Raw genomic sequence first — 13,494 nt, forward strand, 5'->3', positions numbered from 1 at the left:
AATAAACCCAAGGTGTGGGGTCAGGCTTTGCATATTGGTATTTGGTTTGTTAAATCCTCACATGCGAAGCCTGACCCCGCAAACACGACTTCAGGTTGGCTTGCCTTCGACGTCCTCCGTCTCAGTGCTGACAATTTAAAGCATTCGTCGAATACCTCACGCCCACCGTTAGCGGCCAAGGCAAAGGTCTGGGGTCAGGCTTTGCATATTGGTATTTGGCTTGTTAAATCCCCAAATCCAAAGCCTGACCCCGCCCCTAAATCCCCAAATGCAAAGCCTGACCCCGCAGCCCCCCCCGCAGAACCTGTGGACCGCCGGGAACGCCTAGCGCTTATCCCGGCCTACATTACTACCGCTGCGCGTCCATCTCCTGAAAGGTCGCGTGGGGGTCCGCCCCCAGCGGCACTGCCGGGGCTTTCAGCCAGGTCGACCAGCCGAGCCGCGGCGCCTGCGCTCCCGTGTCTCCCAGGCGGCAGGGAGGAACGTCTTCCCGCTTCAGGATGATGCGCACCTCGAACTCGTATTCGATCCCCACCTGATACTTAACCAGGGAAAAGAGCGGCCCCAGCCGGTCGCCCCCCGGCAGGAAGCGCGCGTAGCTGCGGAAGGGCATCGGCCCGAGCTTCAGCCTGAATTTCGTGTGCGACTCCCACACCTGCGATCCGCACACGGTGTCGACGCCGAGCCGACTGTTCGCCCTGCCGACGGCGGTGCGGTCCTCCGGCCCGAGCGTGATGAGACGCCCCACGAACTGGTCGAGCTCTACCGGCACCCCGAAGTAGTAGCGCACCGCCGCAGAGACCGCCGCCGCGGTCGGCACCCGGCGGGACAGGATCCCGCTGTAATACATCGGGGACTCATCAGGGAGGCCGAGCTTTCCCGACACCCCGCTTGTCCCTAGCCCCATCAGGCTGCGCAGGTAAAAGGAGAAACGGTCGGTGGCGTCCGGCCGGTAGGAGATTTCGCACCGGTACTTCTTCCACGCCAGAAAGAAGAGGGACAGGAGCCGGTGGTGAAAGAGATCGAAAAACGCCGGCAGCGGCGCCTTCTCCTTGTCCTTCTGCGTGCTGCGCTCCGTGGCGAGCTCGTTGTACCAGTGCGGCAGCACCCCCGACGGACCGACCAGCCCCAAAAAGGCCACCTCCAGCCGGGTCACCCCCTTCTCTGTCGTGAGGGCGCAAATGTCGCTCGGGGGAAAGGAAAAACCCGGCTTCACCCCCAGTCGCACCGGCTCCCGGGCGAGATCGCCACACTCCCCCACCCCGCCCTTCTCCGGGGCGAGACTCTCCAGAAGCCGCACCGCACTGTAGAAGGAGAAGCGGTAGAACTCGCCGAAAAGGCGGTCCCTTACAGAAGCATGCGGTGCCCGTTCCTGGGAGGCCATTCCTTCAGTTTTTCCTTTCTTTGCAGCGTTTCCGCCGTCATCCGCACAAAAGAGTTGATGCTGACGTATTCCCCGAGGAAACGCTCGATGACGCTTGCAAAGAGGAAAAGCCCGGTGCCGACGTACTTCTCCTCGTCAAAGGTCACCGTCACGCTCACGCCGCGGCAAAACGAGGAGGAGATCCTCTTCGTCACATACTCGGAGCGTATCCCGACGATCCCGCTGATCTGCTGGCGCGTCGCGGGGGAGTTGTCGAAATCGTACAGCCGGAGGATTTCCTTCAGCGCCTCGCCGTTCCCGTTCAAAAGGGAGAGGTAGTTGAGCGACAGATGGGAAATAAGCCGCCACTGCAACTCCCCCCCGAGCGCCGGCCTTCGCGGCGGTGTCGGCTTCACCAGGCACCGTACCCCCCGCACCGGCGCGGCGAGCTCGGTTTCGAAGTCGTCCGTGCCTCCTATCGGTATGCGCGCCGGGAGGTCGCGGTTGGTGCAGCTCACCTGGACGTGCACCACCTCCGCGCCGGGGCTCGTGGGGTCGAAATCGAGATCGACGAAAGAGAGATAGACGTCAGTGCCGTCGTCGCCGTCGCGGCCGGAGGGCTGGCGCTTCAGGTGCCAGTACGCCCGGGAGGCGGCGCGCCCCTCCTCCGCGTGGTGGTCCAGGGAGTACAGCGGGCGGTACACGGTCTCCCGGTCCGACCCGACCACGCTGGAGACCACCCGCTCCACCATGAAGACCTCCGTTGCCGCCGCCCGGCGCAGGTCGGGGATGACCTGGTACTCGGTCCGCTGGTGGTCGATCTGGATCGGCTCCGCGGTCCTTTTGAAGACGTTGATGACGGGAGTGGCGCCGAGGGTGAACGTCTCCTTCGTCACCACGAGATTTGGCCTCGCCCGCTCGAGGATGAAGGAGATCTCCATGCGGTCGCCGACGCTTCGGCCGGAGAGCTTCTCCAGCCCGGAGAGGTCCAGGAAGAGGAACTTTTCCGGAAAGGAGAAGTATTCGAAAAGGAGGTGGTATGCCGAGTAGCTGCGCCCGTCCAAGGGGACCAGCGCCTCCTCCGCGTTGAACCCCACCGGCCGGATCTCCCCCGGCGTCAGGGCCACCGTCTCCTGCCTCCCCTGTGGCGTCCTCCAGGAGAGCTCGATGTGGCAGACATTGTTCAGGAGCGCCTCGTAGAGGTGGTAGACGTGCTGCGGCGAGCCGTTCAGGAAAAATCTGAGGCGGCGGCAGTCGAGTTCGCTGAAGCCTGCGCCGTTGGTGGTCCCCAACCCGATGACGATCGCCTGCTGGGCCTTCGCCACGAGCTTCCCCGGGTCACCGACCGTCGCGCTCAATACCTCCACCGGCCAAAGCATCACCGGATAGCCGGTGGAAAACTGGCAGGGGAAGCCGTTTACCGGCTTCGAGTAGAGCACCGTCCCCTTCTCTATCGTGTATCCGGTGGCGGGAATCGCCTGCCGCACCGGATCGAAACACACCACCGACATGGAGGGGACCGGCGCAACGTAATGCGGGTAGAGGACCTGAAAGAGCGACTCGGTGATCTCCGGGAAGTGGTCGTCGATCTTTTTGTGTATGCGGCCGCTCAAAAACGAAAACGCCTCGATGAGCCGCTCCGTATGCGGATCGCCGCACCTGTCCCCCTCGAGCTGCAGGCGGGCAGCCACCATCGGGTACCTGGCGGCAAACTCCGCCCCCATGGCCCGCATGAAAGCAAGTTCCCGCTCGTAGTAGTGCAGCAGTTCGTCGCCCATCTGTTCCTTCGCCCTCTCCGGGGGCCGTGTTGCCCCCGTGTCCCCAGCAAAAGCCCTACTTCGGCACCAGATATTCGCCTCTGTTGATGTCGAACAGGGTGTCAAAGCTCACCGGCTCCGCGTCCTCGTCGATCACCAGGAGGGCGCTGATCTTGAAGCGCAGCTCGCGGCTGCTCTCTCCCGTCTCATCCAGTTGCACCGTCACGTGGCGCAGCCTCGGCTCGAAAAGGGCGATCGCCTTCTCCATCTCCTGGCGCAGTTCCGCCCGGACCGCGGGGCTCGCGGGGTTCTTCGAGGTGAAATCAGGGAGCCCGTACACCAGGAGGGAGTTGCTGAGCTCCCGGCACCCCTCCGGAAGCTCCGTGTGGAAACATTTTGTGTTGAGGAGGTACTCCAGGTCCCTCGCCACCACCTTTCTCATCTCGCTGTACCCCATCTGCCGGTACTGGACAGGCTCGCGCGGATTTCCCGGTTCGAAGTCTATGAGCCTGTCCAGTAATGATGGCTGCACCCACTACCTCCCTAGCAGACCTTGTTCGCCTTTACGTCGAAGGCAAAGGGCATCTTGCCACCTTCGGCGCCCTTGGCGTCCTGCGCGGTGTACACGACTTCAAACTTGGCGAAGTTGATGGAGATGTTCTCCGTCAGGCGATCCTGGCCGCCGGAGCCGCCGGTGGAGATCGAGGAGACGAGGCAGTCGCTGAGCTTCAGCTTCAGGTACTCCAGCGGCTTCTCCCCCGCCTTGCGCACCACGAGATTCATCTCCTTGATGTGCTGCCCGTTGCAGCACGCCTTCAAAAGCGGCGGACTGGCGAGGTCGATGTACTTGGTGATGCTGATATCCTGCACGTTCACCTTGCCGGCGCCGCCCCCCCCGCCGGTGTGGGTGTTGCCCGACTGGGTCGCTCCCCAGCTCCAGGCAAGGATGTCGATCTCGTCCTTGTGCCCCTCTACGAACGACTCCCCTTTTATGCCGTCGACCTTCAGAAACATATCTACTGCCATGGCGTTTCCTCCTTTGGGGGCGCCGCGCGCCCCGATTTGTGTACAACGCGTCTATGACGACTTGCTGCAGCGGTCTTATCGACTTCACACCCGGATTCAGCTCCCCTGCGCAGGGAGGTTGGCGACGAGTCTCAACGACACGGCCAGCTCGTCGAGCTGGTAATGCGGCTTCAGGAAAGCGATGGCGCGGTACGATCCGGGCTGCCCCGGAATCTCCGTCACGTCGACGCGCGCCTCGCTGAGCGGATACTGCGCCTTCATCTCCTGGCCGGCGTTCTGGTCCAGCAGCACGAACTTGGAGATCCAGCGATTGAGGTAGTCCTCCGCCCCCTTGCGGGTCAGGAAGGAGCCCACCTTCGCGCGCATCATCGCCTTCAGGTAGTGGGCAAAGCGCGACACTGCCATGATGTACTGCAGCTGCGAGGAGAGCTTGGCGTTGGAGGAGGCGTCGTCGGTGGCGTAGACCTGCGCCTTGTTCACGGTCTGGGTGCTGAAGAAGGCGGCGTAGTCGGTGTTTTTGCAGTGCACCAGCGGAATGAAGCCAAGATCCGCGAGCTCCTTTTCGCGCCGGTCCGTGATGGCGATCTCCGTCGGGCACTTCAGCGCCACGTCCCCTTCGTCCGTCTTGAAGGTGTGCACCGGCAGACCCTGCACGAGCCCCCCTCCCTCGACCCCGCGGATGGCGGCGCACCAGCGATACTTGGAGAAGGCGTCGGTGAGCTTCGAGCCGAGAGCCCAGGCGGCATTCCCCCACAGGTACTTGCCGTGATCGGTGCCGTCGACGTTCTCCTCGAAGTCGAAGGACTCCACCGGTACGTTGGCCCGGCCGTAGGGGAGGCGCATGAGGATGTGCGGCAGGGCGAGCGCCACGTAGCGGGAGTCCTCGGAGTCGCGGAACGACTTCCACTTCGCGTAATCGACGCTCTGAAAGATCTTCGAGAGGTCGCGCGGGCCGGAGAGCTCCGAGAAGGAGTCCCAGTTGAACATGGAGGGGGACGCGGCGGAGACAAAGGGGGCGTGCGCCGCTGCAGCAACCTCCGAGACCTTCTCCAGGAGCGCCACGTCCTGGGGCCCGGCCCCGAACTCGTAGTCGCCGATGAGCGCGCCGTAGGAGGAGCCCCCGAAGGTGCCGAACTCGTCCTCGTAGATCTTCTTGAAGAGGGTGGACTGGTCAAACTCGCTCGCCTTCTCCATGTCCTTCAGGAGGTCCTTTTTCGCGATATTCATGACGCGGATCTTCAGCATCTCCCCGGTCTCGCTCTGGTCCACCAGGTACCTGAGCCCCCGCCATGAGGCTTCCAGGCGCTGGAATTCGTCGTGGTGCATGATCTCGTTCAGCTGCTGGGAGATGAGGGCATCGATCTGCGCGATGCGGGCGTTGATCATGAGCTCGGTGTCCTTCGAGACGGTCACCGCCCCTTCCATGACCTGCTTCACGAATTCGCCGAGTATGTCGCGGGCCCACCCCTTCTGGTTGTCGTCGCGGGCCAGGCGCCCTTCCTGGATGATCTGGTCCAGCAGGGAGACCTGCAGCGCGCTCTCCTCCTGAACCTCGCTTAGTGGTGCGTTTTCCACTTCTGGCATAGTATCCTCCGCAAATTTGAGGTTCTTCCGGGAATTCCGGGGAACCGGCATCTGTCGCCCCTCCAGCGAGGAGGGCAGGCTATTTCGTTCCCCCCTTTGCGAAGGGGGGGACGCGAGGCCTTCTGCGGCGTTCTATTAAGACAAACAACGGCTTCCGCAGATTCCCGGAAGAACCAGATTGAGCCGTTATTCGGTACTGTCGGCCGGTGCATCGACGGAGACCCCCGCCTCGCTCCCCAGCTTCTGGAGCGCGTCGGTGCTGGAAATGGCCTCCTGCAGGAGCTCGTCGAGGCGGTCGTTGCCGTCGAGCTTGTTCAGGAGGTCGGAGAGGCGACGCCTCGTCTCCACGAGCTTTCTGAGCGGTTCGACCTGCTGGACGATCTGTTCCGGGTGAAAGTCCTCCATCGACCTGAAGCGCAGCTCCACCGCCATCTTCGTGTCATCCCCGGTAAGCTTGTTGTCTACCTTGAAGGCAACGCGCGGCTTCATCCCGGCAAGTACGCTGTTGAAGTTGTCGCGGTCGATCTCCACGAACTTGCGGTCCTTCACCTTCGGAAGGGGCTCGTCCGGCTTCCCGGAGAGGTCGGAGAGGACCCCCACCACGAAGGGGATCTCCTTCATCTCCATCGCCCCGCCGATCTCCACATCGTAGGTGATCTGCACCCGCGGTGCCCTCACCCTGTCCAGCTTGTGCTGCAGACTCGGTTTTCCTGCCATTTTCCGGCCTCCTTTATGGACTGCGTATTGACGGATTCCCTATTTCAAGGCCCTGGTGACGTCCAGGGTGCAGATCTTCTTGAAGATTTCCCGCGCCCGTGCCCCCTCCTCCTCGGCGTCCTCTCCAAAGGTAAGGCACTGGTGGAGCGCCTCCAGGATCTCCGAGACCCAGAAGGGGGATTCCCACCGTTCCAGGTTCAGCTCCTCCATGAGGGCTGCAAGCTGCTCCACAATGGGACGGGCGAGCTCCGGGTGACCGGCCTTCAGACAGAGCTTCGCCACCAGAAAGCGGTAGCGGCAGCGCCCCCGCTCTGACGGCTGGCTGTTTGCCGCCGCCAGCAGGAGGTCGAGCCCGTTTTTCAGGCTTCCCCCCTGCAAGAGCTTCAGCGCCTCTCCCCAGACCTGGTCCTCTCCGCTGCCTGTTTCAGAGGGAAGGGTGGGCTGGGGGAGGGCAGCTCCCTGGCTGGCGACAGGAGCTGTGGAGGCAGGGGGCGCCTCGGAGGTCGCAGCGTGCGGCTTCGGGGCTTCTGCGCTCGCCAGCACGTCTCCCAGTCCCTTCTGTTCGCGGCAGATGCGCAGCACGAGGTGCAGGCACCCCTCCAGCGCCTCGCCGAGCTTCCCGAGTCCCGGGGCATCGTCCCCGAAGGTACGGTCGATCGCGGCATTGAGCGCCCCGAACTCCTCAATGGCATTGGTAATCTCGCGGGCAGCCTCCCGGTAGAAGGAAGCCGGTGACTTCTGCACGGCGAGATCAAACTCCTCCGCCGGGATCTTGCCGTCCTCCAACTCGGCCTCCCGGCGCCGCCTCTTCTCGGAGTCGGCGCTGTTGTCGTAGCCGGTGCGGCGCGACTCCTCGTATTGGAGATATCCGTAGCCGGCGCTCGTTCGGGGATCGGTGAGGGGAATCTGCTTCGCCGCCACGGAGACGCGCTGGTCCAGGTTCTCGAAGGGGAGCGCCCGCCCGTCCAGGTCGCCGTCCTCTATCTGGGGGTGCAGCGTGTCCCAGTACTCCTCCAGGAGGCGCGTGAGCATCGTGAAGCCGGAGGCGAGCCCGGGGAAGCCGCCGGTGACGCAGAGCGCCTCCACGAGAGAGGCAGCCACCCTCAGGTCCTTTGTTTCGCTGGAAAGGGTCTCGACACACTCCTTTACCACCGCGCGCCAGACGGCCTCACCCCCTTCTCCCCCCAGCGCAGGATCGCTGGAGATCCGGGCACGCTTCAGGCTTTCCGCTACCGGCGAGGCCGAGAAGAAGAGACCGCAGGGGTTCTCTCCGGGAATCGGCTGCAACAGGCTCTCGATGTCGATGACGACGCTCATGTCACGACTCCTTCGGCGGGGCGAACACCACCTCGCGGATCTCCAGTATTCCCTTCTCCTCGTCGCCGAAGAGAAACAGGTGCTGCCCGAAGCCCCGGCAGAAACTGCCGCACAGTTCCTGCCACTCGGTGCGCCTCCCGAGCCGGACAGCGTCGTCGGCGTGGCCGGCGGAGCCGGGGTAGAGGACCGGGAGGATGCACTCGGTGGTGAGGCCATCCCACGTCACCAGCCGCGCCGGAGTCCAGAGGAGGTCGAGGAGCGTGGCGGGGGGCTCCAGCGTCAGCTCGCGAATCGCCGAGAAAGGGAACCAGAGGTACTGGTCGTGTATGAAGACTTCCAGGAAGGGGATCAGCGTGGCGTCCGGGTCGAGCACCCCTCCAAACGGCTCGCCGTTGAAGGTGCCGGAAAGAGAGCCGAGGCTCTCCTCGAGCACCGGCAGGAGCGCTGCCAGAGGCGCCGGATCCCCGGCTGCCAGCGCCTGGCGCGCGGCGAGGAAGTCCTGGAGATATACCGGCGGATCGCTGAGAAAATCCGGAACCCTCCGGCCGGCCTGCACCTCGGCGCGCGCCCGTTCCGCCGCCACGAGACTGCGGTACGGCTCCACCTGCGGGAGCGTTCCCCGACACTGCAGCTCCAGCATGTCCAGGTGCTTCAGCGCCTTGTCCCACTCCCCTGCGAAAGCGAGCACCTTGAAAAGGAGCGCCCGCAACTCCGGGTCCGCCGGAGCTCCCCTCAGATCCTCCGCAAGCCGGGTGCGTGCCTCGGCAAGCCGCCCTTCCCTGATCAGTTCCACCGCATTCATTTCCGATCCTTTCCCCCGCCTTTCCCCCACCAGAGCATTCCAAAATCGGCGGCGGCGAGAGGCCTGTAAAAGAAGACTATTTCCGGGCGGTCCGGCACCCCCCCTGCCAGGACCACCGCCGGAGGCGCACCCCTTTTCTCCTTCAGTACCGCGTGGCTTTGGCGAAGCGCCCGTCCCAGTGGCACCTCATAAGGATCGCAGGCCATGGAGATGACGGCGTCATTCGTGGCACATGCCGCCTCCACCAGCGCTGCGCCCCCTGCGGAGTGCGGCCCCCCCTCCTCTTCGTGCAGGGAAGGATCCGCCACCTCTGAGGGACACCACTGTGCGCCCACGAGAAGCGCCTCCAGTTCCACCAGCGAGCCCGCCTCCAGCGCCGCCTGCACCCCCGCCCAGCGCGGATCGAGAAGGAGCGGCAGGGTCTCCCACCGCTCCTCCCAGCCGGGAAGAGCACCCTCAGCCATCACGAGGAGCGGATGCGGGCGGCCGAGGCTGTCCGCGCTGTCAGTGATGAGCCCGTAGGAGAGCCGGCCGCTCCCCCCGCCCCTGGCCCAGAAGCGCCAGGAGATGCCGGTTTCCACAGTGTCGCCCGGGCCGTCCCGGTAGCCCTTCTCCACCCACCGGCTGAAGCCTTGCGCCAGCGGAAAGTCCCCACCGATGCGCAAGAAGTCCCTGGCGCAGCGATGCTTCCCCGCCGCCATCCACTTCCAGGGGCGCTCACCCTGTCCTAGTCCCAGCACCTGGCAATCGTCCTAGGTATCTGCGCCGGGACCGGCGCTGCACTCCCACCGCCCGCGCCGCTTTGTTTCAGGATCTCCACGATGCCGCTGAACTGGTAGTTGGCGCGTATGTAGCGCACACCCATCCGCTCCAGCGCCACCCGCTCACGAGGAAAATCGTGCGAGTAGAAGGTGTGCCGCCCCCCCTGGAACTCCTTCAGAAAGGCCGGGAACGCTCCGGGGCCGTGGTACTGCCTGGTGAGCACAACGTCGCCGATGTCGATCTGGAAGGTGACGTCCCCGCACGAGTCGCCGCTCCAGATAAAGGTTTTGGAAACCGGGTAGTTCAGGTTCTCCATGCTCTGCGCCCCGGAAGCGCACTGCAGCTCCAGATGGGTCCCCTGCGGCTTGACCCGGGCCTCCGGGTTCGCATCGGTGGGAAACCCCTTTATGGTCACCGGAGCGGTCGCCGGCTTCGCGGCAGGCGCCTGAGCCAGTGCCACCTTCGCCTTCGCCCCTTTCGAGAGGAAGGAGAAGAAGGAGGGCTCGAAACCGAGTGTGCCGCCGAGCGCGGTCTTAGAGTAGTAGCCGCGCGCCGGGGACCACCCCTGGAACGCCCCCAGCGAACCCACGAACTTCCACACCGGACCCTCCTGCGCCACGAGATACTGGAGCATCTGCGGGTCCGTCGCCCCCTGCGCCTCCTTCAGGACCTGCTCCTCCCACTGGGTCTGCACCGCGCACGCTGCCTCCTTCTGTACGTAGTGCCACAGAAAGTGCAGCGGTCCCGACTGGAGCCTCGTGAATCCCTCGTCAGGATGCCCCCCCCCGATCTCCCCCTTCAGCCGCTGGGACGCGTCGTAGGCGAGGTAAAAGGGTGACTTGCTCACGGTGGCGTCCTCGGAGAAGACCTGGGAAGCCATCTGGAAAGCCTGGGTGCGGGAACGTGCCGCTGGCGCGATCGCCGAGAGCGCCCCCTGGTACTCCTGGACGGCTTTTGCAGCCGCCAGCCCTGACTGCGCGGTCGCGCTCCCGACCACCGGCTTGCCGATCAGATCGCCGACCTTCGCGGTGAGGTTCTTTCCCGCCTCCACACCCTTCGCCCCTCCGGAAGCGGCGGCCGAAGCGGCTTTCAGCAGCCGGTACTGAAAGATCTGCTGCAAAAGGGGGGGCATCGAGTCGGGAGGGCCAAACGCTTCCAGCTCGGCCGCCGCGCGGTTCAGGAAGGCGAAGTACGGGCCCTGCTCCGTCGCCATGACCTCGGCCACCGCCTTCCATTCCCGGGCACCGTTCAGCCGCTCCTCCCCCTTCGGGAAGGCGGAGGCGAAACGCACCCATGAGGCGTAGCAGCTGTCGCGATACCAGCTCTGGAAGGAGCCCTCTTCCCGCTCGAAGATCCCCGGCTCAGGGTAGGCCCCCTTCAGCTCCTCAACGAACCCGAGCGCGGCATCACGCCCTTTCTTCGTGAAGGCCGGTGGGAGCACCACATCGTCTCCGGCCGGGCGCGACCCGCCCCAGAAGGACTGCAGCGTGAGGGGGGGCGCAATTCCCTGCCGGTTCACCCACTCCGGGAGCCAGCGCAGGGACGCCCCCTTCACCGCCACGATGTGCTTCAGGAGGGACTGCAGGACGGTGATCTCGCCGCTGATCTCCGCGCTGTCCCCGCGCCACAGGAGGTAGTTGAGATACTGGCTCCCGAAGCGGCGGCCGATGTCGCTCCCTTCCCCTTGCGGGAGGGAGGCGAAAACGTAGGAGGGAAGCGGCCGGGACGCCAGCTTCTCGAAAGCGGCGTTTTGCAGGCGCAGCTTCAGCAGGTTGATGCGCCTGGTAAGGTGCACCATGTACTGCCCCGCGACCTCGTCCGGGGTACCGGGGGTGAAGAGGGCGATGGAGTCCCCCATCGTCCTGTCGAAGGAGGCGAGGAAGCGCTCCCGGAACTGCCGGCAATACTTCGCCTTCAGCTCCCCTTCCACCTTCAGGCTCTCCACAAGCCAGAACCGGGGCACCCACCAGTCGCGGTTCTTCTCCTCCACGCTGATGATCATGCGCCGGTACTGCTCCATGATCCCCATATCGGCGACCAGCTCCCCTTTCAGCTCAGGGGTCCTCGCGATGACGCCGGAGGCGATCCGGATGGTGGACATGTTGCGCACGAAGGAGTAGCTCATCAGGCCGCACAGGGCGATCCACACGACGATCCAGGAAGTCAGACCGAGGTTCCTCGTCAGCGCCTGCCACTGTATGGCGTGGCTCGTGGGAGCAAGGAGTGCACGGTCCGCCGGGAGCACCTTGTCGAAGAAGTCGTGCAGGAAGAGCCCATTGCTGGTCCCCGGGAGGACATCCTTCTCGGGGATGAGCCCGAGGTTCCCGAGGAAGTGGGAGAACGGTGTCCCCTCCTGCTTCCCGCTGGAGAAGTAAACCCCGCGCAGTACCGGCGTCTCCTGGTAGCGGTTCTCCTGGAAGGCGCCGCGCACGAAGGCCTCAAGCCCCGGTTTCACCCCCTGGAACTCGTCCGGGAAAAGGAGCGCTCCGGCCGGCAGCGGCCCCCTGTCGTGCTGGTGCAGCATGAGGATGCGCAGCCCTTTGAGGCGATCCGCCACACCGGAGAGCACCCCTTGCAGGAAAGCGGCGACGTCTCGCGTGAGCTCCCGGTTCACTGCACCCATCGGCTGGGCCAGAGCCTTTTCCGGAAGCCTCCCGGTGAATTGCGTCATCCCCTGGATCAGGTCGCACTTTGTGACCAGGAGGTACACCGGGAACCTTATCCCCAGAACCCGCATCAGCTCGTCCAGGCGGCGCCGCAGCTGCTGCCCGTCCTGCTCCAGCGTCTCCGGGGAAGCGGTGAGGAGCTTGTCCGCCGCAACCGTCATGATCAGGCCGTGGATCGGCTCCCGCCTGCGATACTTCACCAGCAGCGAAAGGAACTTCTGCCACTCATCGCCGTCGCGTCCGGAGTCCACCGGCAGCGCGTAACGCCCGGCGGTGTCGATGATGATCGACTGGTCGAAGAACCACCAGTCGCAGTTGCGGGTGCCGGAGATGCCGGAGGTGCGATGGACTTCGCCAAAGGGGGATATCAGCTTCGCCGAGTTGAGCGCCGTAGTTTTCCCGGAGCCGCTCTCCCCCATCATGAGGTACCAGGGGAGGACGTAGAGGGGGTTCCCCTGCTTCTTGAGGTGCGAGCGGCGCACCGTGTCCACCGCCTCCTTCCAGCGCTGCTGCAGCTCCTTCCCCTGAGCCTGTTCCGCGGCGGCGAGCGACGCCATCCGCTCGTTGTCCTGCTCGATGACCTGCTGGACAAACTGCTGCTCCCGGCGGCGGGTCAGGAGCCGCTTCAGGAAAAAGAGCCCGGCCAGGAGCCCCACGGCGGCAAGGACAAGGAAGAGACCCACCCACCACGGCCAGCTCATGAAGAACGTGACCCCGAACAGAAGGAGCACCACGAGGGCCGCCAGGGTTAGAAAGAGAAGGTATTTCGCAATCTTCAGCAAGGTGTCTTTCACGGAAGACCTCGATCAGAAGAGCCTGCCAGCGACGCTGGAGAGGGTGAAGCGGTAGATGAGCAGCAAGAGCACGAAAAGGAGTAGCGGCGCCCCGAGTGCCGCGGCGGTGACCCAGGTGAACCTGCGGCACGCCTGAGGCATTTCCGGCCCCTTCTCGGGGAAGGCCTCCGGGAAGAGGGTCCCGTGCTCCAGCACAGACGGAGAGGTGCCGGCGAGTATCTTCAGATTGGAGGAGCGCAGCTGGTCCAGAAGAAAGTCGTCGCCCGGGTTGATGAAGCGCCCGCGAAAGCCGAGGGAGAGGCAGACATAGTAGACCTCGCGCACCTCGCGCTGGTCGAGGCCGAGCAGGTTCAGCTTTTCAAATGCCTCCACACCAGCGTCCGTCGTGTTGTAGTACTGGCGCTGCAGCTGCTCGCGCTGCCAAAGGTTGCGCTCCTTCCAGGCCGAAGCCAGAAGCACCTCGTCGACCCAGGCGCAGACGATGAAGCGCGCCAGGTCGTAATCAAGGTCGGAGCAGAAATCCTCCTTGAGCCACCTCTCGCTCTGGGAGAGGAGCCGCTGGATGTCGCCCCGCACCTGCTGGTACGGGGGCTGGTTCTTCTCGACGCCGTTGCGGAAGAGGACCACGTAGCCGATGAGCGGTATGAAACTGTCGACCAGACGCATGACAGACTCCGTTCGGTGCTGCCGGTAATGACACGCTTTC

11 protein-coding genes are annotated in these 13,494 nt (G+C 64.5%); all 11 read right to left on the minus strand.

Annotated features, from left to right (window positions below; translation table 11 throughout):
• Positions 1 to 349: 349 nt before the first annotated feature.
• Positions 350 to 1,384 (minus strand): type VI secretion system baseplate subunit TssG, encoded by a 1,035-nt coding sequence (gene tssG, locus LPW11_RS00645; protein WP_230996195.1) that lies wholly within the window; start codon positions 1,382 to 1,384, stop codon positions 350 to 352.
• A complete protein-coding gene (tssF, locus tag LPW11_RS00650) occupies positions 1,348 to 3,141 on the minus strand; it encodes a type VI secretion system baseplate subunit TssF (RefSeq protein ID WP_230996196.1) in 1,794 nt (597 codons plus the stop codon). Before tssF ends, tssG begins: the two co-directional genes overlap by 37 nt.
• 55 nt (positions 3,142 to 3,196) lie before the next feature.
• Complete coding sequence (gene tssE / locus LPW11_RS00655; protein ID WP_230996197.1) at positions 3,197 to 3,652, minus strand: type VI secretion system baseplate subunit TssE; 456 nt, start codon at positions 3,650 to 3,652, stop codon at positions 3,197 to 3,199.
• Positions 3,653 to 3,663: 11 nt separating this feature from the next.
• Positions 3,664 to 4,146, minus strand: coding sequence for an Hcp family type VI secretion system effector (locus tag LPW11_RS00660; RefSeq protein ID WP_230996198.1), 483 nt, complete (start codon positions 4,144 to 4,146; stop codon positions 3,664 to 3,666).
• A gap of 96 nt (positions 4,147 to 4,242) precedes the next feature.
• Positions 4,243 to 5,730 carry a type VI secretion system contractile sheath large subunit gene (gene tssC, locus LPW11_RS00665; RefSeq protein ID WP_230996199.1) on the minus strand — a complete coding sequence of 496 codons (1,488 nt, stop codon included), beginning with the start codon at positions 5,728 to 5,730 and terminating at the stop codon, positions 4,243 to 4,245.
• A gap of 186 nt (positions 5,731 to 5,916) precedes the next feature.
• The gene (tssB, locus tag LPW11_RS00670) at positions 5,917 to 6,447 is read right to left on the minus strand and encodes a type VI secretion system contractile sheath small subunit (protein ID WP_230996200.1); all 531 of its coding nucleotides are present in this window, start codon (positions 6,445 to 6,447) and stop codon (positions 5,917 to 5,919) included.
• A gap of 39 nt (positions 6,448 to 6,486) precedes the next feature.
• Entirely contained in the window at positions 6,487 to 7,764 is a 1,278-nt protein-coding gene (tssA, locus tag LPW11_RS00675) for a type VI secretion system protein TssA (protein WP_230996201.1), read from the minus strand.
• A 1-nt stretch (position 7,765) separates the two neighbouring features.
• Entirely contained in the window at positions 7,766 to 8,566 is an 801-nt protein-coding gene (locus LPW11_RS00680; protein ID WP_230996202.1) for a type VI secretion system accessory protein TagJ, read from the minus strand.
• Positions 8,563 to 9,306 (minus strand): hypothetical protein, encoded by a 744-nt coding sequence (locus tag LPW11_RS22345; RefSeq protein WP_269145375.1) that lies wholly within the window; start codon positions 9,304 to 9,306, stop codon positions 8,563 to 8,565. The genes LPW11_RS00680 and LPW11_RS22345 overlap by 4 nt, the downstream gene beginning before the upstream one ends.
• Complete coding sequence (locus LPW11_RS00695; RefSeq protein WP_230996204.1) at positions 9,294 to 12,788, minus strand: type VI secretion protein IcmF/TssM N-terminal domain-containing protein; 3,495 nt, start codon at positions 12,786 to 12,788, stop codon at positions 9,294 to 9,296. Before LPW11_RS00695 ends, LPW11_RS22345 begins: the two co-directional genes overlap by 13 nt.
• Before the next feature lie 12 nt (positions 12,789 to 12,800).
• Positions 12,801 to 13,454: a DotU family type IV/VI secretion system protein gene (locus tag LPW11_RS00700; RefSeq protein ID WP_230996205.1), complete on the minus strand. Its 654-nt coding sequence runs from the start codon at positions 13,452 to 13,454 to the stop codon at positions 12,801 to 12,803.
• Positions 13,455 to 13,494: the final 40 nt, after the last annotated feature.

Origin of the sequence: Geomonas sp. RF6 (assembly GCF_021044625.1) — a bacterium.
In the GTDB taxonomy this organism is placed as follows: Bacteria; Desulfobacterota; Desulfuromonadia; order Geobacterales; family Geobacteraceae; genus RF6.